We start from the raw sequence: 21,799 nt of genomic DNA, 5'->3' as shown, positions 1-21,799 counted from the left end.
GCGGCGGAGCCTTACACGGCGGGAATGACGATGGGCTCTTTGATGAAAGCGGGCGGCGGTGGCATGCCGGGCGACAGTGTCAGCACTTCGTAGCCGGTATCGGTCACGCAGACGGCATGTTCCCACTGGGCCGACAGGCTGTGATCGCGGGTCACGACCGTCCAGCCATCGGCAAGCTGGCGAATTTCGCGGCGGCCGGCGTTGATCATGGGTTCGATGGTGAACAACATACCCGTCACCAATTTCACGCCCGTGCCCGGCTTGCCATAGTGCAGCACCTGCGGATCTTCATGGAAACGCTGGCCGATGCCGTGGCCGCAGAATTCGCGCACCACCGAAAAGCCGTTGGATTCCGCGTGCTTCTGGATGGCGTTGCCCACGTCGCCCAGGGTGGCGCCGTTTTTCACCTGCTGGATTCCCTTCCACATGCATTCGAAGGTGATCTCGGTCAGGCGGCGCGACAAGATGGACTGTTCGCCCACGGCGTACATGCGGCTGGTGTCGCCGAACCAGCCGTCTTTGATGATGGTGACGTCGATATTGAGCGAGTCCCCGTTTTTCAGCACCTTGTCGCCCGGAACCCCGTGGCAGACCTGGTGGTTCACCGACGTACAGATGGCGCCGGTGAAGGGCGGGTAGCCGGGCGGGGCGTAGCCCACCGTGGCGGACTTGACCTTCAATTCGTCAGTCAGGTATTCCAGGCACAGGCGGTCCAGCTCGCCGGTGGTGACGCCCGGTTTCACGTAAGGAGTGATGAAATCGAGAACTTTGGCGGCGTCCTGGCAGGCGGCGCGCATCTTGGCCAGGTCGGCCGGATTGGTAATTGTGCCCATGGAGTAACTTGACGATCTCTCGCTTGAATGTCTGCTTGAAAGAATAGTAGAATTATAGGCTTCCCTAAAATTTTGGGGAGCAATCGGGTTACGGCAAGAGCCGATCCCGCGAAGGTAGGACGAAAACTAAAGTCCACTTTCTCAAGGCCATTTCATTGGTCCACCGATTTGTTTCATGAGATCGGCGGCAAGCCCTGAAGTTTCACCGCAAGCGAAGGTTGTGGAGCGAAATCGGGCAGGCTGTCAGGTTCTGAGGCGCAGCGGGCGGGGTGATGACGGGCCGGGAGTCTGAAGTGGAATTGGCTGGAATCTTACCCAAGCCGGGGCACGGCGTGCTTGTAAGCTCGGTCATGTTTTTGAGCGGCGATGCAGGTTCGGTATGGGCGCCAGATTAAGTTCTTGAAAACCTTCGGGTTTTTTGAAGAAATGCCCTGGTGGTCTGATGCGTAAGATGGCGTCAAGCCTGAATGCGAAGAGCTGGATTTCGCTGCCAACAAAACAAGTCCGGGTGCGCTGAACCCCGGAAACTTCCAGGAATTTCCTGGAGTGTCTGGCTCAGCGCCTGTGTATGCAGAACAAGCGTCAAGTGCAAGGCTCTCGTCGTGTCGGTCGTCTGGGTTTATCGCGGAAGCAGTAGTTTTATTGCGGCAGTGATCGGTCGGCCCGGTTAAAATTTTGTCCATCCCGCGTGTTGCGGGAAATCGCGCGTCTCACCACCCAGGGTGTCAGTCAGAGGCTGATGCAGGTGCGGCGCAAGAAATCAACCCTTGGAGAATTACATGTCTTTGATGCGCGAAATGCTGGAAGCGGGTGTCCACTTTGGTCACCAAACCCGTTACTGGAACCCCAAGATGGCTCCGTACATCTTCGGTCACCGCAACAAGATTCACATCATCAACCTGGAAAAGACGGTTGATAAGTACCAGGAAGCCACCAAGTTCGTGAAGCAGATCGCTGCTCGCGGCGGCAACATCCTGTTTGTCGGCACCAAGCGCGCTGCTCGCGAGCTGGTCGCCTCCGAAGCCGCCCGTTGCGGCATGCCCTTCGTCGACGCCCGCTGGCTCGGCGGCATGCTGACCAACTTCAAGACGGTCAAGACCTCGGTCAAGCGCCTGAAGGACATGGAAGTCGTCGTTGCCGAAGGCGGCGCCGAGCGCATGATCAAGAAGGAAGGCCTGCTGTTCCAACGCGAACTGGACAAGCTGAACAAGTCGATCGGCGGCATCAAGGACATGAACGGTCTGCCTGACGCCATGTTCGTCATCGACGTCGGCTACCACAAGATTGCCATCGCCGAAGCCAAGACGCTGGGTATCCCCGTGGTCGCCGTGGTTGACACCAACCACTCGCCCGACGGCATCGACTACGTCATCCCGGGTAACGATGACTCGGCCAAGGCCATCGCGCTGTACGCCAAGGGCATCGCCGACGCCGTGCTGGAAGGCCGCGAACAGAACATGAATGGTCTGGTCGAAGAGCTGGGTGAAGGTCAGGAAGAGTTCGTCGAAGTGCAGGACAACCAGGCCTAAGCCTGTTGTCATGTCCGGCGGTTAGTGTCCGGGAGCGGCTTTTGAAACAGAACCGCTCCCGCCTCGCCGGCACTGCGAAGGTGGGCTCCCATCTTCCTGGCCCGCCACTGGCGGGCGTCCCATCGAATCAAATCACTGCCCCGGCGAGCCGGGGCGTGTCTTAGCAAAATTTGGAGCAAACATGGCTGAAATTACCGCTGCCCTGGTCAAGGAACTGCGCGAGAAGACCGACGCGCCCATGATGGAGTGCAAGAAGGCCTTGACGGAAGCCGAAGGCGACCTGGTTCGCGCCGAGGAAATCCTGCGCGTCAAGCTGGGCAACAAGGCCAGCAAGGCCGCTGCCCGCGTCACCGCCGAAGGCCTGATCGGTCTGTTCATCTCCGCCGATGCCAAGCAAGGCGCCGTCGTTGAAATCAACTGCGAAACCGACTTCGTCGCCAAGAACGACGACTTCGTCGGCTTCGTGAACAAGCTGGCTGAACTGGTTGCCACGCAGAACCCGGCCGACGTCGCCGCTCTGTCGGCCCTGCCGTTCGGTGAAGGCACCGTTGAAACGACCCGCACCGCCCTGATCGGCAAGATCGGCGAAAACATCTCGATCCGCCGCTTCGAGCGCATCGAGACGCCGAACGCGCTGGCCAGCTACGTGCACGGCGGCAAGATCGGCGTGCTGGTGGAATACTCCGGCGCCGAGGAAGTGGGCAAGGACCTGGCGATGCACATTGCCGCCACCAAGCCCAAGGCCCTGAACGCCGACGGCGTGAACCCGGCCGACATCGCCGCCGAGCGTTCGGTTGCCGAGCAGAAGGCCGCCGAATCCGGCAAGCCGGCTGATATCGTCGCCAAGATGGTTGAAGGTTCGGTCGCCAAGTTCCTGAAGGAAGTGACCCTGCTGTCGCAACCTTTCGTCAAGAACGACAAGCACACGGTCGAACAGCACCTGAAGGCCAATGGCGCTTCGATCAGCAAGTTCGTGCTGTTCGTTGTCGGCGAAGGTATCGAGAAGAAGACCAGCGACTTTGCCGCTGAGGTTGCCGCTGCCGCCGCCGGCGCAGCCTAACCTTCAGGGGTAGTGCTTAAAGGCCGGCACTAGATTAAATTCTAGTCCGGCCTTTTTACGCCGCGATGCCGGTTCAGGGGGGGAAACCTCCTGGGCAGAGCGTGAACTCGCGGCATTGAGGGGGTTCCCTCATTCTTGTCTTACACTTTCGTCGGATTGTTCTTCGGGATATCACCTATGAGCAGCAGAGCATACAAACGGGTTCTTCTCAAACTTTCCGGCGAGGCGCTGATGGGCGAGGATGCTTTTGGCATCAATCGTTCCACCATCGTCCGCATGACCGATGAGATCGCCGAAGTCGCCGCCACCGGCGTCGAACTGGCCATCGTCATCGGCGGAGGTAACATTTTCCGTGGCGTCGCCCCGGGTGCGCAGGGCATGGACCGCGCCACCGCCGACTACATGGGCATGATGGCCACCATCATGAACGCGCTTGCGCTGCAAGACGCGCTCAAGCACAAGGGGATCGACACCCGCGTACAATCGGCCCTGAACATCGATCAGGTCGTCGAACCCTACATCCGCCCGAAGGCTTTGCGTTACCTCGAAGAGGGCAAGGTCGTCATCTTCGCCGCGGGCACGGGCAACCCCTTCTTCACGACCGACACCGCCGCCGCCTTGCGTGGCGCCGAAATCGGCGCGGAGATCGTGTTGAAAGCCACCAAAGTGGACGGCATCTACAGCGCGGATCCCAACAAGGATCCCACCGCGACGCGCTATGCGCGGATCAGCTTCGATGAAGCGATCGTGCGCCGTCTGGAAGTCATGGACGCCACGGCCTTCGCGCTGTGCCGTGACCAGAAACTGCCGATCAAAGTGTTTTCGATCAATAAGTCCGGCGCGCTCAAGCGAGTGGTCAGCGGCGAAGACGAAGGCACGTTGGTACACGTTTAAAGAAAAGGAAATTTCATGAGCGCAGCAGAAATCCGCAAATCCGCCGAAGCCAGGATGGCCAAGTCGCTTGATACGCTCAAGATCAACCTGGGCAAGATCCGGACGGGCCGCGCCCACACCGGCATCCTGGACCACGTACAGGTTGACTACTACGGTTCGCCCGTGCCGGTCGGTCAGGTCGCCAACGTCAACCTCGTGGACGCCCGCACCATCAGCGTGCAGCCCTACGAAAAGCAGATGGCTGGCCCGATCGAAAAGGCAATCCGTGAATCGGACCTGGGCCTGAACCCGATCTCGATGGGCGACACCATCCGCGTGCCGATGCCGGCCCTGACCGAAGAGCGCCGCCGTGACCTGACCAAGGTCGTGCGCAGCGAAGGCGAAGACGCCAAGATCGCCGTGCGCAACCTGCGCCGTGAAGCGAACGAAGCGTTGAAGAAGCTGGTCAAGGACAAGGAAATCTCCGAGGACGACGAGCGTCGCGCCCAGGACGATGTCCAGAAGCTGACCGATCGCTCCGTGGCGGACATCGACAAGATGGTCGTTCAGAAAGAAGCGGAAATCATGACCGTATAATCCGTGATTGTTTCGGGGTAGTCGGCCAGGCTGTCTTCCCCGGCGTCAGGATTTTCTTGCCTATGCGCCGTCCTTACCATTGCTTCGCAGCACCGCTATGCAGCAATGGAACGACGGCGCAGGTTTTTCTACCGTATTTCTGATTTTCGCCGGCCTTCCGCGCGCAGCCCCACACCCATGGCAACCAGTTCGACCCAGGCGGTTCCCGATACTCGCGACATTCCCGAACACGTCGCCATCATCATGGATGGCAACGGGCGATGGGCTACGCGGCGGCTGCTGCCTCGTACGGCGGGCCATGCCAAGGGCGTGCAGGCCGTGCGCCGCGTGGTCGAGGCCTGTGGGCGTGCCGGGGTGCGTTACCTGACGTTGTTCGCCTTCAGTTCCGAGAACTGGCGCCGACCCGCTGAAGAAGTCTCCTTGCTGATGCGCCTGTTCGTACAGGCGCTTGAGCGCGAGATCGGCAAGTTGGACGAGCAGGGCGTGCGGCTGCATGTCATTGGCGACCTGAGCGCGTTCGAACCCCGCCTGCAAGAGCTGATCGCGGCTGCGCAGGCACGCACCGCGCACAATGACCGCCTGCACCTGACGGTTGCCGCCAACTACGGCGGACGCTGGGATATTCTTCAGGCCACCCGCGCAATGCTTGCCGCCGAGCCCGGGCTGGCGTCCCACCCCGAGCAAGTCAATGAAGATCGGCTGGCGCGGCATCTGTCGATGTCGTGGGCGCCTGAACCCGATCTGTTCATCCGCACCGGCGGCGAACAGCGCATTTCCAATTTCCTGATCTGGCAGATGGCCTACGCGGAGTTCTACTTCACGGATCGCTATTGGCCGGATTTCGGCGCTGCTGAACTGCAAGCGGCTTTTGACTGGTATCGCACCCGCGAACGCCGCTTCGGCCGTACCAGCGCGCAAGTCAACGAAAGCGGCGAGCAGTAAGCAGACGGCGACAAGCGCGTCTTTCCAGAGCAGCACACGAGGAGACCGTCATATGTTGGGCCAGCGTATCGTTACCGCAGTCATCCTGTTGGCCATTCTGGCCGCCGCGATGATCAGCGCCAACCCCTGGTGGTTCGTCGCGTTGTTGGCCTTGGCCGCCGCGTGCGCCAACTGGGAATGGCTGCGCTTGACGCTGCCCCAGCCTCCGTCCCCCCTGATTTCCATCGGCGTTGCCGTGCTGCTGTTCGGCGGCATGCTGGCGCTTGCCTCGGCCTGGCTTGCTGGCGGCGGCGTGGGTTGGCGCGATCCGGCCTGGGTGATGCGCTATGTGGTGCCCGGGGTGGCGGCAGTCTGGCTGTTTGGCGGCGTTACCGCCGTGGTCCGTGGCCGTTCCGATGCGCCGGCCGCCAGCCTGGGCTGGTCCGTCTTTTCCGTACCCGCCGCCTTTGCCGCCTGGGCCGTGCTGGCGCAGATGTTCGTCGCGCGCGGCGCGGGGTTTGTGGTCTCGCTGCTGGCGCTGGTCTGGGTGGCCGACATTGCCGCGTATTTCGCCGGCCGCGCCTTCGGCAAGCGTAAGCTGGCCCCGCGCGTCAGTCCGGGCAAGACCATCGAAGGCGCCGTCGCCGGGGTGCTGGGCGCCGTGATCTGGATCGGGCTGTCCAGCCTGTGGGCCGGGTCGTTCGGCCACGCGCTGGTGGAACGCTGGACCTTCTGGCTGGCCCTGCCTATTGCCGCGCTGCTGGGCGTGGTGTCCATCGTGGGCGACTTGTTCGAATCGCTGCTCAAGCGCCGCGCGGGCCGCAAGGATTCCAGCACGCTGTTGCCCGGCCATGGCGGGGTGTATGACCGAATCGACGCGATTCTTCCGGTCGCGCCGCTTGCGCTAATTTTGTCTGGAGTGCTGTTTTGACGGTTTTTCAACGCGTCGTCGTGCTCGGGTCGACCGGATCGATCGGTGAAAGCACGCTGGATGTGATTGCCCGCCACCCCGAGCGCCTGGGGGTTTATGCGCTGTCCGCCCACAGCCGGATGGAGCGTCTGGCCGAGCAGGCGCTGGCTAGCCGCGCCGCTGTCGTGGTGGTGCCTGATGCCGCCGCCCGCAAGCGATTCATTGCCGCCTGGACGGGCTCCCAGCCCATGCCCGACATCCGGGTGGGCGCGCAGGCGCTGGCCGACACAGCGGCGGACCCGCAGTGCGATTCGGTCATGGCCGCCATCGTGGGCGCGGCCGGCTTGCCCGCCGCGCTGGCCGCCGCCCGTAGCGGCAAGCGTGTGTTGCTGGCCAACAAGGAAGCGCTGGTCGCCGCGGGCTCGCTCTTCATGCGGGCCGTGCGCGACAACGGCGCCGAACTGCTGCCCATCGATAGCGAACACAATGCCATTTTCCAGTGCCTGCCTCATGGCGGGCGGGCCCAGGCGCCCGATGCGCCCGCGCCAGGCGTACGCCGCCTGTTGCTGACGGCATCCGGCGGTCCGTTCCGGGGGCGCGATCTCGAAGACCTGCACGATGTGACCCCCGCTCAAGCCTGCGCCCACCCGAACTGGAGCATGGGCCGCAAGATCTCGGTGGACTCGGCGACCATGCTCAACAAGGGGCTGGAAGTGATTGAAGCGCATTGGCTGTTCGCCATGCCCGCCGACCGGATCGAAGTAGTGGTGCACCCGCAAAGCGTCGTGCATTCCATGGTCGAGTACGACGATGGATCCGTGCTGGCGCAGTTGGGCCAGCCCGACATGCGGACTCCTATTGCCTACGGGCTGGGCTTTCCTGAACGCCTGGAAAGCGGTGTCGGGCCACTGGACCTGACCCGACTTGGCCGTCTGGATTTCGAAAAACCTGATCTGGCCCGTTTTCCTTGCCTGGCCTTGTCCTTTGACGCCTTGCGGGCGGGGCAGGGCGCCTGCGTGGCGCTCAACGCCGCCAACGAAGTCGCCGTTGCCGCGTTCTTGGACGGCCGCCTTCCCTATACGTGGATTGCGCGCGTGATCGAAGCCACCCTGGAGTGGCAGGCGGGGCAAGCATCTGTTACGCTCAACAGTCTTGACGAAGTGCTCGCGCTGGATGCAGATGCGCGCACCTTCGCAGGTAACCTTGGGCTGGCCTGACGGCTGGCCCCGCTTGCTTCTGATTCCCTAGATCCCGATCCCCATGCTTTTCACCCTGCTGGCCTTTGCGGTAGCGCTTGGCTCACTGATCACCTTCCATGAGCTGGGACACTATTGGGTGGCCCGCTTGTGCGGCGTGAAAGTGCTGCGGTTCTCGTTGGGGTTCGGCAAGGTGATTCTGCGCCGCACGGACAAACATGGCACGGAATGGGCTGTGTCCGCCTTGCCGCTGGGCGGCTACGTCAAGATGCAGGATGACGCGCCCGCCGGCGCCACGCCGGCCGAGGCCGCCAGCGCGTTCAACAACAAGCCGGTCGGCCAGCGCATCGCCATCGTCGCGGCCGGCCCGCTATTCAATCTGATCCTTGCGGTAGTCCTGTATGCCGGCCTGAACCTGGCTGGCACGGACGAGCCGCAGGCCATCATCGCCCAACCCACGGCGGAATCACCCGCCGCGCAGGCTGGCCTGCTGGCGGGCGACCGCATCCTTGCCATCGACGGTCAAGAGGTCGCGTCGTGGTCAGACGCGCGCTGGCGCCTGATGGACGTCATGTCCTCCGGCGGCCGCGCGCAGGTCGAAGTCAGCACGCCGTCGGGCGCGGTCCAGCAGCGTGAATTGAACTTGCCGCCCAATGCCATGGATCCTTCCGCCGGCGACCCGCTTGCGGCGGCCGGTATCCGCCTGGCACAGCCCAAGCCGGGCGTGCGCGCCGTCAATGACGGCGGCGAAGGCCAGGCGGCCGGGCTGCGTGCCGGCGACACCATCGTCGCGATCAACGGCCAGCCCACGCCGGAAACCGGCTTGGTCATCAAGCAGATCCAGCAAAGCGCCGGCAAGACTCTGGCGCTGACCGTACTGCGCGACGGCGCCAATATCTCGCTGAATGTCACGCCGCGTCCCGAAATGGTGAACGGCCAGGAAATCGGGCGCCTTGGCGTCCAGTTGGGCGGCGACGTGCCCATGGTGACCGTGCGCTATGGTCTGTTCGAAAGCGTATGGCTAGGCGCGGTGCGCACCTGGGATACGGCCTGGTTTTCGCTGCGCATGATGGGCCGCATGGTCACGGGTGATGTTTCGTGGCGCAATATCAGCGGGCCGGTCACCATCGCCGACTACGCCGGCCAGACCGCCAGAATCGGCATTGTTGCGTATATCGCCTATATTGCTTTGATCAGTATCAGCCTGGGCGTATTAAATTTGCTTCCCATTCCTATGCTGGACGGCGGCCATCTGCTGTACTATCTCGTCGAAATTGTGCGGGGTAGCCCGCCGCCAGCGAGGTGGATCGATATTGGACAGCGCGCCGGCATAGGTTTATTGGCAGGCCTCATGGGGCTTGCGCTGTTTAACGATTTCACGCGTTTATTCACCTAATCGCGATTTAGCATAAAATCCCCCGCCATTTGCACGACCGAGGATAGTCAAGGATGTCTTTTCGCCGGATGTTTCATCACAAAAAGGGTGTACTGCCGGGTCTGATCGCCGCATTAATGCTGCCGGCCATGGCCCAAGCCTTCGACCCTTTTGTCGTGCGGGATATCCGCGTAGAAGGTATTCAACGGACTGACGCCGGTACCGTTTTCGGTTATCTCCCCGTGAAGGTGGGCGAGAAATTCACCGAAGAAGAAGCGACCGAGGCCATCCGCCGCCTATATGGCACGGGTTTTTTCACCGACGTGCAGATCCAGACGGATAACAACGTCGTTGTCGTCGTGGTGCAGGAACGGCCGACGATCGCCTCCGTTAATTTCAACGGCATGCGCGAATTCGATTCCAAGGCGATCACCACGTCGCTGCAGCAGGTCGGTTTCGCCGAAGGTCGCATTTTCGACCGATCCATGCTCGAACGCGCGGAATACGAACTGAAGCAGCAATACCTGTCCAAGGGCAAGTACGGCGTCGAAGTGACGTCCACCGTGACGCCGCTGCCGCGCAACCGCGTCGGCGTGAGCTTCGACGTGTTTGAAGGCGATGTCGCTCGAATCCAGGAAATCCGCTTCGTGGGCAACAAGGCTTTCTCGGAAAGCGACCTGCTCGACGAATTCAAGCTGACCACCCCGGGCTGGCTGACCTGGTATACGGATACCGACAAGTATTCCCGCGAAAAGCTCGAAGGCGACCTGGAAACCCTGCGCTCGTTCTACCTGGACCAGGGTTACCTGGAGTTTTCCGTCGAGCCTCCGCAGGTCACGATTTCGCCCGACCGCAAAGATATCCGCATCACGATCACCGTCCACGAAGGCGAACCCTACAAGGTGCGCAGCGTGAAGCTGGCCGGCAATCTGCTGGGCCTGGACAAGGAAATCAACGCACTGGTGCAGGTCAAGCCGGACGAGACCTTCTCGGCCGCCAAGGCCAACAATTCCGCCAAGGCCATTACCGATTACCTGGGTGAACTGGGCTACGCCTTCGCCAACGTCAACCCGAACCCGCAACTGGACCGCGCCAAGCACGAAGCCGACCTGACGTTCTACGTCGATCCGAGCCGCCGCGTTTACGTGCGCCGTATCCAGATCGGGGGCAACACCCGTACGCGCGACGAAGTCGTGCGCCGCGAAATGCGCCAGCAGGAAGCTGCCTGGTACGACGCCAAGGACATCAAGACGTCCCGCGACCGCGTCGACCGCCTGGGCTATTTCAGCGACGTCAACGTCAAGACGGATCCGGTTCCGGGCTCGCCCGACCAGGTCGACGTGAACGTCGACGTGAAAGAAAAGCCCACCGGCATGATCAACCTGGGCGTGGGCTACGGCTCGTCTGAAAAGGCGATTCTGTCGGCCGGTATCAGCGAAGACAACGTATTCGGCAGCGGCACCAACCTGACGCTGCAATTGAATACCAGCAAGAGCAACCGCGCGATCGTGCTGTCGCACACGGACCCGTACTGGACCAAGGACGGCATCAGCCGCACCACGTCCGCGTACTACCGTGTGACCGAGCCCTGGAACAACAACGACGGTGATTACCGCGTCAAGGCCATCGGCCTGGGCATGAACTTCGGTGTTCCGATTTCCGAGTACGACCGGATCTTCCTGGGCGCGAACTTCGAGCACAACCAGATCGACCTGTTCACGAACTCGCCGCAGGCCTACAGGGACTTTGTGGGGCAGTACGGCGATTCGACCAACTCGGTCATCTTCAGCACCGGCTGGTCCAAGGACACCCGTGACAGCGCCTTGGCGCCCACCAGTGGTTCGTACACGCGTCTGAAGGCCGACGTGTCCACGGTAGACCTGCAATACACCATGCTGACGGGTCAGCAGCAGTATTTCCTGCCCTTGGGCGGTTCCTATACCTTGGCCTTGAACGGCATGGTGGATTGGGGCCGCAGCTACGGCAGCAAGGACTACCCGGTCATCAAGAACGTCTATGCCGGCGGTATCGGTACCGTGCGCGGCTACGAAGGCTCGTCGCTGGGTCCGCGCGATACGCTCACGGGCGATTATCTGGGCGGCACGCGCCGTATCGTCGCCAACGCCCAGTTGTATCTGCCGTTCCCGGGCGCCACCAAGGACCGCACGCTGCGCTGGTTCATCTTCAGCGATGCGGGCCAGGTTGCCGCCGGCAGTGGGCTGAGCTGCACCCGCGGCCGCGACAACACCGAGGTCGAAGATCCTTGCGGCTGGCGTTTCTCGGCCGGTATCGGCCTGTCGTGGCAGTCGCCGATGGGGCCGTTGCAGTTGTCTTACGCTCGTCCGCTCAACTCCAAGCAAGGCGACGACAAGCAAAGCTTCCAGTTCCAGATCGGGACCGGATTCTAAGCGCGCCGTTACGCTTGAAAACAAGGGAGGGGTCCCGTGGGCCGGCTCCCTTGCTGTTTAGTGGCACAATACACACTTTGGCTTTGCCTTACGGAAGGTGAGATTTTCATGATGTCTGATTTCGCACTTAAATCATCGAATACGCCGCGCGCCAAGCGCCGTGGCAAGCTGGGCGGCTCCATTGCCCTGGTGGGTGCGCTCATTCTCGGTTCGGCTGCTGCGATTCCCGCGCAGGCTCAAAATACCAAGATCGGCTTCGTCAACACTGAACGGATTCTGCGTGAATCGGGTCCGGCCAAGACGGCGCAAAGCAAGATCGAAGCCGAATTCAAGAAGCGCGACGACGAACTCCAGCGCCTGAACAACAGCCTGCGTTCGCAAGCCGAGAAGTTCGACAAGGACGCCCCCGTGCTGTCGGAGTCGGATCGCGTCAAGCGCCAGCGCGAGCTGTCCAATCTGGATACCGACCTGCAACGCAAGCGTCGCGAATTCCAAGAAGACTTCAATCGCCGCCGCAATGAAGAATTCTCGGGCATCGTGACGAAGGCCAATGAGGCCATCAAGCGTATCGCCGAGCAAGAAAACTACGACCTGATCATCCAGGACGCCGTGACGGTCAACCCGCGCATCGACATCACCGACAAGGTGATTCAGAGCCTGGGCAAGTAAGCAGTACCCGTCGCACCATGCCGGTTTTACTGGATCTTGCTCGCGCGCCCACCCTTGAAGCACTGTTGAGCGCCGCCAATACCCAGGGTATGGACTGGCGCGTCAGCGCGCCTCCCGGGGCGCAACCTTTAAGGGTTTGCGGCATCGGTACGTTGTCTTCGGCGAGTAGCCGGGAAATTACCTTCCTGGCCAACCCCCGCTATCAGAGCCAACTTGGGTCCACCCAGGCCGGAGCGGTCATCGTCTCGGCCGATGTGGCCGAGACGCTGGAAGCCGATGGCGCCGAGCGGCCGCCTTTTGCGCTGGTCGTTTGCAAGCATCCCTATCTGCTTTACGCCCGTGTGGCGCAATGGTTCGACGCCGCGCGTCGGCCGGCGCTGCCGGGTTCCACGCATCCTTCCGCTGTGATCGCGCCTGATGCCGTCCTTGAAGAGGGCGTGCGCGTTGGCCCTAATTGCGTGGTGGAGGCCGGTGCGCGCATTGGCCGCGACACGATTCTTGGGCCGGGCTGCGTGGTGGGAGTGGGCTCGTCCATCGGTGCGGGCAGCCGCCTGCACGCACACGTCACCCTTTACGAGGGCGTGAAAGTGGGCGAACGGGCCATCATCCACAGCGGCGTCGTGTTGGGCGCGGACGGTTTCGGCTTTGCGCCGGACCCGACGCTAGGGCAGGGCGCGTGGGGCAAGATTCCCCAACTGGGTGGCGTGTCGGTGGGCAACGATGTCGAAATCGGGGCCAATACCACCATCGACCGGGGAGCCCTGGACGACACCGTGGTGTCCGACGGCGTCAAGCTGGACAACCAGATCATGGTGGCGCATAACGTGCGCATCGGCGCGCATACGGCGGTCGCGGCATGCGTCGGCATCGCAGGGTCCACGACCATCGGCGAACGCTGCACCATCGGCGGCGCCGCGATGCTGTCCGGCCATTTGACCTTGGGCGACGACGTACACATTTCAGGTGGTACGGCGGTTACGTCCAGCATTAGCAAGCCAGGCCGCTATACGGGCGTGTTCCCGTATGCCGAGCATGGTGAATGGCAGCGCAACGCCGCCGTGATACAACAGTTGGCGCAACTGCGCCGCCGCGTGCGCACGCTCGAAAAAGATTAAGGGGCGCGATTGCCGCCTCGGCGTGCACGCGCCAGAATAATTTCATCTCGCAGGAAAGCATAGAAAAATGGAACTCGACATCAAGGGGATCATGGAGAGGCTGCCGCATCGTTATCCGATGCTGCTGATTGATCGCGTCGTCGAAATGGTGCCCGGCAAATCTATCGTCGCCATCAAGAATGTCTCGATCAATGAACCGTTTTTCAATGGCCACTTTCCCCATCATCCGGTGATGCCGGGCGTGCTCATCGTGGAAGCCATGGCCCAGGCCTCGGCGCTGTTCTCGTTTACTGACGAAAACGGCGGGCTGAAGTGCGATAGCTCCAAGACTGCCTACTACCTGGTTGGCGTCGATGGCGCGCGCTTCCGCCGTCCTGTGGTGCCTGGCGATCAGCTGCGCCTTGAAGTCGAAGCCGAACGCCTGAGCCGCAGCATCTGTAAGTACGCTGCGCGTGCAACGGTTGACGGACAGGAAGTCGCGTCCGCCAAGCTGATGTGCGCGATTCGCAGCCTGGAAGAGTAAATGGCAGGAAACATCCATCCTACCGCTGTCGTTGATCCGGCGGCAAAGATCGACCCGAGCGCCGTGATCGGCCCGTTTGCCGTGGTGGGACCAGACGTCACCATCGGCGCCGGCACCGAGATTGGTCCGTATTGCATAGTCGATGGCGTGACCACCATCGGGCGCGACAATCGTTTTTATCGCTACTGCTCGATCGGCGGCATGCCGCAAGACAAGAAGTATGCAGGCGAAAAAACGCGCTTGACGATTGGCGACCGCAATACCGTGCGCGAATTTGTCACGCTGAACACGGGCACTGTGCAGGATGGCGGCGAAACCACGCTGGGCAGCGATAACTGGATCATGGCGTATGTGCACGTTGCCCATGATTGCCACGTGGGTAACCACACGATCCTGGCCAACGCGGTGCAACTGGGCGGCCACGTGCACGTGGGCGACTGGGCCATCATCGGTGGCCTGACCGGTGTGCATCAATTTGCGCGTGTGGGCGCGCACACGATGACGGGCGGCAACAGTTCGCTCATGCAGGACTCGCCGCCTTTCGTGCTGGCGGCCGGCAACCCGTGCCGCCCCGTTGGCATCAACGTCGAAGGCTTGAAGCGCCGCGGCTTTACGCCCGTGATGATTTCGGCCCTGCGCGAAGCCTACAAGATCATTTATCGCCGTGGCTTGCAGCTGGACGCGGCGCGCGCTGAATTGCACAAGCGCCAACAAGAAATTCCCGAAGCGGCCGAGCACCTGCAAACGCTGCTCGATTTTCTGGACGTCGCATCGCGCGGCATCATTCGTCCATGAACACGCGGATCGGCATGGTGGCCGGCGAGCCTTCGGGCGACTTGCTGGCCGGTCGTATCATTGCCGGTCTGCAAGCGCGCGACGCTGGCGTGCGCTGCGAAGGCATAGGCGGGCCGCAAATGCAGGCGCGCGAATTCGATACCTGGCATCCCATGCATGCGCTGACCGTGTTCGGCTACGTCGATGCACTGAAGCGCCTGCCCAGCTTGCTTTCCACCTATCGCGACGTCAAACGACGCTGGCTGGCCGAGCCGCCCAAGGTGTTCGTGGGCATCGACGCGCCCGACTTCAATTTGCGGCTCGAGCATCAACTGCGCCTGGCCGGTACGCCCACGGTGCATTTCGTGGGTCCGTCCATCTGGGCGTGGCGCTATGAACGCATCCACAAGATCCGTGAGTCGGTGTCGCACATGCTGGTGCTGTTCCCGTTCGAGGAAGAGATCTACCGGAAGGAAAACATTCCGGTGACCTATGTGGGCCACCCGCTTGCCGGCGCCATTCCGATGCAGCCGGACCGCGCCGCCGCGCGCGCAAGCCTGGGTATCGATCCGAACGCGCGCGTGCTGGCCATCCTGCCCGGCAGCCGTTCGTCCGAAATTCGCCTGCTGGCGCCGCGCTTTCTTCAAGCGGCGCAATTGCTGCTGAAGAAAGATCCCACCTTGCAGTGCGTCGTACCCATGGTCAACGATCAGCGGCGCGCCGAATTCCAGGCGATTCTGGCCGAGCACCCCGTGCCCGGCCTGCGCTGCATTACCGCTGACGATCTGCACGGCGCCGGTGGCGATCGCAAGGCCCCGGTGGCATGGTCCGTCATGGAAGCGGCCAACGCCGTGCTGGTGGCCAGCGGCACGGCCACGCTCGAAACCGCGCTGTACAAGCGGCCCATGGTGATTTCCTATGTGTTGTCGCCGTGGATGCGCCGCATCATGACGTGGAAGTCGGGGCAGCAACGGCCGTATCTGCCGTGGGTGGGGCTGCCCAACGTGTTGCTGCGCGACTTCGCCGTGCCTGAATTGCTGCAAGACGATGCCACGCCTGAAAAACTGGCGGAGGCTTGTTGGGCGTCCTTGACTGACGATGCGTTGATTGCCCGCGTCGAGGCCCGCTTTACCGCCATGCACCAGGAGTTGCTGCGCGACACGCCAGCCCTGGCTGCCCAGGCGATCCTGGAGGTGGCGGGTGGAGCAGCCTGACCTGTTCGCGGCCCCGGTGCAGCCCGCCATGGTGACTGCCGGCGTTGACGAGGCGGGCCGTGGCCCGTTGGCGGGCGCCGTCTATGCGGCGGCGGTGATCCTGAACCCCGCGCGGCCCATCACCGGGCTGGCGGATTCCAAGGTGCTGAAGGCGGCCACCCGCGAAGCCCTGGCGCTTGAAATCCAGGAATACGCCTTGGCCTGGTGCGTGGCCAGCGCCAGCGTAGAAGAGATCGACACCCTGAATATTCTGCGCGCCACCATGTTGGCGATGCAGCGGGCAGTGCAGGGGCTGTCCATACCGGCGCAGCTTGCGCTGGTGGACGGCAACCAGGCGCCCAAGCTGGGCTGCACGGTGCAGACCGTCATCAAGGGCGATGCGCTGGTGCCCGCCATTTCGGCGGCCTCCATCCTGGCCAAGACCGCGCGCGACGCCGATCTGTTGCGCCTGCACAGCTTGTATCCGCAATATGCCTTCGACCAGCACAAGGGCTACGGCACCGCGCTGCACCTGCAAATGCTGCGCGAACATGGGCCCTGCGCCGAACATCGGCGCAGTTTTGCGCCCATCAAGGCATTCGGCCTGGCGACATGAAGCACATCAGTTCCCGCGAGAACCCAGCCGTCAAGGCCCTGGCCAAGCTGGCCGGCACGGCCGGCAAGCGCGGTGCGCCCGTCCTGCTTGATGGCGTGCACCTGTGCCAAGCCTGGTTGCAGCACCATGGCGCGCCCGATCAAGCGATTTTCGACGTTGATCGCCTGTCCCAGCCCGACATCGCCGCGCTTGCGGCTGCCGTGCCGGACGCGCGCTGCCTGGCGCTGGACGCGCGGCTGATGCAGTCCCTGGCTAGCGTGGAAAGCGGGCAGGGGGTGGCGTTCCTGGTTACGCCGCCTGTTCTGGACATGCCGGCCAACGTGGAAGAGAACTGCGTTTTGTTCGATCGGATTCAGGATCCCGGCAACGTTGGCACCTTGCTGCGCACCTGTGCCGCAGCCGGTGTGAAGCGGGTGTTCCTGGCAACCGGCACGGCCGCCGCCTGGTCGCCGAAAGTCTTGCGCAGCGGGCAGGGCGCCCATTTTTCGCTGTCCATCCACGAGCACGTTGACCTGACCGATCTGCTTGCGCAGTTGCGGGTGCCCTTGGTGGCCACGGCCCTGGATGGCGCGCAAAACCTGTATTCAGGAAGCCTGCCCCAACGGTGTGCGTGGGTTTTCGGGCATGAAGGCCAAGGCGTGGCGCCGGCGCTGCTGGCCGCGGCCAGCCTCAAGGTCTGCATCCCGCATGACATGGACGCGGTGGAGTCCTTGAACGTGGGCGCGGCGGCCGCGGTTTGCCTGTTCGAGCAACGCCGTCAGGCCTTGACCGCTTCGCCCGGCTGATACGCGCCATCCAGCACCGCCGTACCGGACTCTGTCGCGACGCGGCATGTTTTGTAAAAGTCCGTCGTACTCATATACTTCGCGCTTTGCAAATCCGAGGTGGCTATGGCGTCATCGCTGTTTCATAGATTTCAGGTGCGCTTTGCGCGGCGCGCGCAGGGCCTGCTGCTGGCGTCTTGCGTCGTCGCGCTGGCGGGATGCATGTCGGTCAGCACGCAGAAGATCGGCATGGTTCCCGTGGCCGCGGCAGATCCCGTCTATACGATTCAACTCTCCAGGCTGGTCATCGCGGCGTTGCCGAACGAAAGCAGCGTAACGCTGCGGGCGGGCTCACAGTGGCGCCGTGTGGGCGCCTTGCCGCAGGGCGATGTCTACCGCGCCCAGGATGGCTTGTTCACGATTCAAACCCGGCGCCAGGGCGAGGCCTATCTGGTTGCCTCGTCTGGCCGACTGCTCGGTTTTTACTTGCCGGGCGAAAGTGCATACCTGCCGCTTACCCGTCCTGTGACTTTGCCCGTGGAGATGCGTCAATGAAGTCGTGGTTCAAAGGCTTGGCGGCAGCCGCCATCGTCACCGTGCTGGCGGGTTGCGCCGGAGGCAAGTATGAAGCGCTGCAAGGCAGCATCCCGCCTATTGCGCAGGGAAATGGCCGCATCTATTTCTATCAGCCGCAGGCGACCAATCTGGCAGCCGCGCAGCAGAAGATGCGCGTCAATGGTGAAGTGGTCGGGCGTAACAAGCCGGGCGCCTTCTTCTTTGTTGACCGGCCCGCTGGCAGCTACGTCGTCACCAACCTGTACTGGACCGGCGACGGCGTGAGCTTCATGCTGGACCCCGGCCAGTCGCGCTATATCCGGGTCATGGCCGAGGTGTATGGCGCCACGGGGGCCGTGGGCAATTTGTCGATGCGCCTGGTTGATCCGCCCGAACTGGCGGAAAGCGAAATGCGCGGCCTGCGCTATTGGGGGGCTGCCAGCCCCGAACGGGTGCCAGGCCTGTAAGGCAATGAGCGGTCAACCCGCTCAGCCCGCTCAACCCCGATCCAGCCCCACTTCCTGCAGCACCGTCGTGGCGATCTCTTCGATTGACTTGGTGGTGCTGGACAGCCACGAAATGCCCTCGCGGCGCATCATGCGTTCGGCTTCGGCCACTTCGTAGCGGCACTGCTCAAGCTGCGCATAGCGGCTGTTGGGACGGCGTTCATTGCGCACTTCGGCCAGGCGTTCGGGCTGGATGGACAGGCCGAACAGCTTGCCGCGGTGCGGAGCGATGGTTGAGGGCAGGGTGCCGCGCTCGAAGTCATCAGGCGTCAGCGGGAAGTTGGCTGCCTTGATGGCGTACTGCATGGCCAGGTACAGGCTGGTGGGCGTCTTGCCGCAGCGCGACACGCCCACCAGGATGACGTCGGCCTGGTCCAGTTGATTGACGAACTGGCCATCGTCATGCGCCAGGCTGAAATTGATGGCGTCGATCCGGGTGCGGTATTTCTCGGAATTGGCCTGCATGTGCGAGCGGCCGATGGAATGGCTGGATTTCAAGCCCAGCGCCTGTTCGATATGGCTGACGAAGGTGCCGAACAGATCCATGAAAATGCCGTTCGCCTGGCGAACGCGCGCCAGGATCTCGGGGTTGACCAAGGTGCTGAACACAATGGGCGGCACGCCGGCTTCAAGCGCGCTGCGGTCGATGCGCATGGCGACCTCGGCCGCCTTTTCCAGTGTGTCGACAAAAGGCAGCCGTATCGGCTTGAATTCCACCTCTTCGAACTGGGACAGCACCGACTGGCTGAAGGTCTCGGCGGTGATGCCGGTACTGTCGGAAACGATGTATACCGTGCGTGCGATCGGGGTAGATGTCATGTGTAAAAAATTCCAACCAGTCAGATAGCCGAGGGTACTCCACCGAGTACAATCAGGCCCCTATAAGTCACCCCAAGGGCGGTCCAAGGCCAGTTTGGTCAGCGTCTGAAAAAGCGGAATTTTCCGCCGATTCGTGCTTTGACCTAACTCGCTTTCATTCCATTGTAAAAGGTGACTTCAATGTCGTATGTTGTTTTGTTCGAGCAGCTCCGCATGACGGACGTGGACTCGGTAGGAGGCAAGAACGCATCACTAGGCGAAATGATCAGCCAGCTGTCTGGCGCGGGCGTCCGCGTGCCGGGCGGCTTTGCCACGACCGCCGACGCTTTCCGCGATTTCCTGAAAGCCTCGGGCCTGGACCAGCGCATTGCTGAACGCCTGACCACGCTGAACCCCGAAGACGTGCGCGAACTGGCCAACGCCGGCGCGCAGATCCGCCAATGGATCGTCGAAGCGCCGTTCTCGGCTGAATTCGAAGCACAAATCCGTGCAGCCTTTGCCAAGCTCGACGCTGACGGCAAGGGCTCGTTTGCCGTGCGCTCGTCCGCCACGGCGGAAGATCTGCCCGACGCGTCCTTCGCCGGCCAGCAGGAAACCTTCCTGAACGTCGTGGGCATCGACGACGTGCTGGACAAGATCCGCCACGTGTTCGCGTCGCTGTACAACGACCGCGCCATTTCCTATCGCGTGCACAAGGGTTACGCCCACGCCGATGTGGCCTTGTCGGCCGGCATCCAGCGCATGGTGCGTTCCGACAAGGGCAGCGCCGGCGTCATGTTCACCATCGACACCGAATCGGGTTTTGAAGACGTCGTGTTCATCACGTCGTCCTATGGCCTGGGCGAAACCGTGGTGCAAGGCGCCGTCAACCCCGACGAGTTCTACGTCTTCAAGCCCACGCTGGCGCAAGGCAAGTTCCCCATCGTTGGCCGCCGCATTGGCTCCAAGCTGATCAAGATGGAATTCGACCCGGAGCGTCCGGAAGGCCGCGCCGTGCGTACCGTGGACGTGCCCGTGTCCGAGCGCAACCGCTACTCGCTGACCGACGACGAGGTCAATGAACTGGCCCGCTACGCCGTGATCATCGAACAGCACTACAAGCGCCCGATGGACATCGAATGGGGCCGTGATGGTGTCGACGGCAAGATCTACATCCTGCAAGCGCGCCCGGAAACGGTGAAGTCGCAGCAAGGCGTGAACGATGTGCAGCAACGCTACCGCCTGAAGGCCACCGGCCAGGTCCTGATCACCGGCCGCGCAATCGGCCAGAAGATCGGCGCCGGCCCGGTGCGCGTGGTGGGCGACATCTCCGACATGGACAAGGTCCAGCCGGGCGACGTGCTGGTCACCGACATGACGGACCCCAACTGGGAACCTGTGATGAAGCGTGCCGCGGCCATCGTGACGAACCGTGGCGGCCGTACTTGCCACGCCGCGATCATTGCGCGCGAACTGGGCATTCCGGCGGTGGTGGGTTGCGGTAACGCCACCGACCTGCTGAAGGAAGGCCAGGCCGTGACCGTGTCTTGCGCGGAAGGCGACGAAGGCCGCATCTATGACGGCCTGATCGAAACCGAAGTGGAAGAAGTGCGCCGTGGCGAAATGCCCGCCATCGATCTGAAGATCATGATGAACGTGGGCAACCCGCAACTGGCCTTCGACTTCGCGCAGATCCCGAACGGCGGTGTCGGCCTGGCGCGCCTGGAATTCATCATCAACAACAACATCGGCATCCACCCGAAGGCAGTCCTGGACTACCCGAACGTGGACGGCGAACTGAAGAAGGCCGTGGAATCGGCTGCCCGTGGGCACGCCAGCCCGCGCGCGTTCTTCGTTGAAAAGATGGCGGAAGGCGTGGCCACGATTGCCGCCGCGTTCTACCCCAAGCCGGTCATCGTGCGCATGTCGGACTTCAAGTCCAACGAATACCGCAAGCTGGTGGGCGGTTCGCGCTACGAGCCCGAGGAAGAGAACCCCATGCTGGGCTTCCGTGGCGCATCGCGCTACATCGCCGAGGACTTCGCCGAGTGCTTCCGCATGGAATGCGAAGCGCTGAAGAAGGTTCGCGACGACATGGGCCTGACCAACGTTGAAATCATGGTGCCGTTCGTGCGCACGCTGGGTCAGGCCGAAAAGGTTGTGAACCTGCTGGCCAAGCACGGTCTGGCGCGTGGCGAAAACGGCCTGAAGCTGATCATGATGTGCGAAGTGCCGTCCAACGCCATCCTGGCCGACGAATTCCTGCAATTCTTCGACGGTTTCTCGATCGGTTCCAACGACATGACCCAGCTCACGCTGGGCCTGGACCGCGATTCCGGCATGGAGCTCCTGGCCGCTGACTTCGACGAACGCGACGAAGCCGTGAAGTTCATGCTGCGCCGCGCGATCAAGGCTTGCCTGGCCGCCAACAAGTACGTGGGTATCTGCGGCCAGGGCCCCAGCGACCACCCTGACTTCGCGCAATGGTTGAAGGACGAGGGCATTCTGTCGATGTCGCTCAACCCGGATACCGTTGTCGACACCTGGCAGCGCCTGGCCAAGCAATAAGCGGCTGGCGGTTCCA

21 protein-coding genes are annotated in these 21,799 nt (G+C 62.5%); 19 read left to right on the top strand and 2 right to left on the bottom strand.

The features are described 5' to 3' along the window. Window positions 1-11: 11 nt before the first annotated feature. Window positions 12-833, bottom strand: coding sequence for a type I methionyl aminopeptidase (gene map, locus WBR68_RS12465; RefSeq protein WP_050446561.1), 822 nt, complete (start codon window positions 831-833; stop codon window positions 12-14). Between the two features lie 779 nt (window positions 834-1,612). Between map and rpsB the strand changes: the two genes are divergently transcribed. The 18 genes from rpsB to WBR68_RS12375 all read left to right on the top strand — a co-directional run bounded on the left by rpsB (window position 1,613) and on the right by WBR68_RS12375 (window position 18,378). Continuing rightward, the gene (gene rpsB / locus WBR68_RS12460) at window positions 1,613-2,362 is read left to right on the top strand and encodes a 30S ribosomal protein S2 (protein ID WP_050446560.1); all 750 of its coding nucleotides are present in this window, start codon (window positions 1,613-1,615) and stop codon (window positions 2,360-2,362) included. 181 nt (window positions 2,363-2,543) lie between these two features. Further along, on the top strand, window positions 2,544-3,422 hold the full coding sequence (tsf, locus tag WBR68_RS12455) for a translation elongation factor Ts (protein WP_050446559.1): 879 nt from the start codon (window positions 2,544-2,546) through the stop codon (window positions 3,420-3,422). 177 nt (window positions 3,423-3,599) lie between these two features. Next, window positions 3,600-4,316 carry a UMP kinase gene (gene pyrH, locus WBR68_RS12450; RefSeq protein WP_006219097.1) on the top strand — a complete coding sequence of 239 codons (717 nt, stop codon included), beginning with the start codon at window positions 3,600-3,602 and terminating at the stop codon, window positions 4,314-4,316. 15 nt (window positions 4,317-4,331) lie between these two features. Beyond that, window positions 4,332-4,892, top strand: a complete 561-nt coding sequence (gene frr / locus WBR68_RS12445; protein ID WP_050446558.1) for a ribosome recycling factor — start codon at window positions 4,332-4,334, stop codon at window positions 4,890-4,892. 177 nt (window positions 4,893-5,069) lie between these two features. Continuing rightward, window positions 5,070-5,834: a polyprenyl diphosphate synthase gene (uppS, locus tag WBR68_RS12440; protein WP_050446557.1), complete on the top strand. Its 765-nt coding sequence runs from the start codon at window positions 5,070-5,072 to the stop codon at window positions 5,832-5,834. A gap of 52 nt (window positions 5,835-5,886) precedes the next feature. After that, complete coding sequence (locus WBR68_RS12435; protein ID WP_230694391.1) at window positions 5,887-6,744, top strand: phosphatidate cytidylyltransferase; 858 nt, start codon at window positions 5,887-5,889, stop codon at window positions 6,742-6,744. Continuing rightward, window positions 6,741-7,940 (top strand): 1-deoxy-D-xylulose-5-phosphate reductoisomerase, encoded by a 1,200-nt coding sequence (locus WBR68_RS12430; protein WP_127184330.1) that lies wholly within the window; start codon window positions 6,741-6,743, stop codon window positions 7,938-7,940. Before WBR68_RS12435 ends, WBR68_RS12430 begins: the two co-directional genes overlap by 4 nt. Window positions 7,941-7,983: 43 nt before the next feature. Then, on the top strand, window positions 7,984-9,315 hold the full coding sequence (gene rseP, locus WBR68_RS12425; RefSeq protein WP_050446554.1) for an RIP metalloprotease RseP: 1,332 nt from the start codon (window positions 7,984-7,986) through the stop codon (window positions 9,313-9,315). Between the two features lie 53 nt (window positions 9,316-9,368). Then, entirely contained in the window at window positions 9,369-11,702 is a 2,334-nt protein-coding gene (gene bamA / locus WBR68_RS12420; protein WP_050446553.1) for an outer membrane protein assembly factor BamA, read from the top strand. 108 nt (window positions 11,703-11,810) lie between these two features. Continuing rightward, entirely contained in the window at window positions 11,811-12,371 is a 561-nt protein-coding gene (locus WBR68_RS12415) for an OmpH family outer membrane protein (RefSeq protein WP_006219105.1), read from the top strand. A 17-nt stretch (window positions 12,372-12,388) separates the two neighbouring features. Continuing rightward, on the top strand, window positions 12,389-13,486 hold the full coding sequence (lpxD, locus tag WBR68_RS12410; RefSeq protein ID WP_050446552.1) for a UDP-3-O-(3-hydroxymyristoyl)glucosamine N-acyltransferase: 1,098 nt from the start codon (window positions 12,389-12,391) through the stop codon (window positions 13,484-13,486). A 67-nt stretch (window positions 13,487-13,553) separates the two neighbouring features. Beyond that, window positions 13,554-14,009, top strand: a complete 456-nt coding sequence (gene fabZ / locus WBR68_RS12405; protein WP_050446551.1) for a 3-hydroxyacyl-ACP dehydratase FabZ — start codon at window positions 13,554-13,556, stop codon at window positions 14,007-14,009. After that, window positions 14,010-14,804 (top strand): acyl-ACP--UDP-N-acetylglucosamine O-acyltransferase, encoded by a 795-nt coding sequence (gene lpxA / locus WBR68_RS12400; protein WP_050446550.1) that lies wholly within the window; start codon window positions 14,010-14,012, stop codon window positions 14,802-14,804. After that, on the top strand, window positions 14,801-15,997 hold the full coding sequence (gene lpxB, locus WBR68_RS12395; protein WP_230694390.1) for a lipid-A-disaccharide synthase: 1,197 nt from the start codon (window positions 14,801-14,803) through the stop codon (window positions 15,995-15,997). The genes lpxA and lpxB overlap by 4 nt, the downstream gene beginning before the upstream one ends. Continuing rightward, complete coding sequence (gene rnhB, locus WBR68_RS12390; RefSeq protein WP_050446548.1) at window positions 15,984-16,592, top strand: ribonuclease HII; 609 nt, start codon at window positions 15,984-15,986, stop codon at window positions 16,590-16,592. Before lpxB ends, rnhB begins: the two co-directional genes overlap by 14 nt. Continuing rightward, window positions 16,589-17,377, top strand: coding sequence for a TrmH family RNA methyltransferase (locus WBR68_RS12385; protein WP_230694389.1), 789 nt, complete (start codon window positions 16,589-16,591; stop codon window positions 17,375-17,377). Before rnhB ends, WBR68_RS12385 begins: the two co-directional genes overlap by 4 nt. A 105-nt stretch (window positions 17,378-17,482) precedes the next feature. Then, window positions 17,483-17,911, top strand: coding sequence for a hypothetical protein (locus WBR68_RS12380; RefSeq protein WP_050446546.1), 429 nt, complete (start codon window positions 17,483-17,485; stop codon window positions 17,909-17,911). Continuing rightward, entirely contained in the window at window positions 17,908-18,378 is a 471-nt protein-coding gene (locus WBR68_RS12375) for a DUF2846 domain-containing protein (RefSeq protein ID WP_050446545.1), read from the top strand. Before WBR68_RS12380 ends, WBR68_RS12375 begins: the two co-directional genes overlap by 4 nt. Before the next feature lie 30 nt (window positions 18,379-18,408). Here the strand turns inward: WBR68_RS12375 and ppsR are convergent, their stop codons facing one another. Continuing rightward, the gene (gene ppsR / locus WBR68_RS12370; protein WP_050446544.1) at window positions 18,409-19,236 is read right to left on the bottom strand and encodes a posphoenolpyruvate synthetase regulatory kinase/phosphorylase PpsR; all 828 of its coding nucleotides are present in this window, start codon (window positions 19,234-19,236) and stop codon (window positions 18,409-18,411) included. A gap of 180 nt (window positions 19,237-19,416) precedes the next feature. On the opposite strand from ppsR, the gene ppsA reads away from it, so the two are divergent. Then, window positions 19,417-21,783, top strand: a complete 2,367-nt coding sequence (ppsA, locus tag WBR68_RS12365; RefSeq protein ID WP_050446543.1) for a phosphoenolpyruvate synthase — start codon at window positions 19,417-19,419, stop codon at window positions 21,781-21,783. The last annotated feature ends 16 nt before the right edge of the window (window positions 21,784-21,799 follow it).

This window comes from Achromobacter sp. JD-1, assembly GCF_038594925.1.
GTDB lineage: Bacteria > Pseudomonadota > Gammaproteobacteria > Burkholderiales > Burkholderiaceae_B > Achromobacter > Achromobacter spanius_C.
Note: the sequence above shows the minus strand (reverse complement) of the source record. Positions and strands in the feature narration are given on the sequence as shown.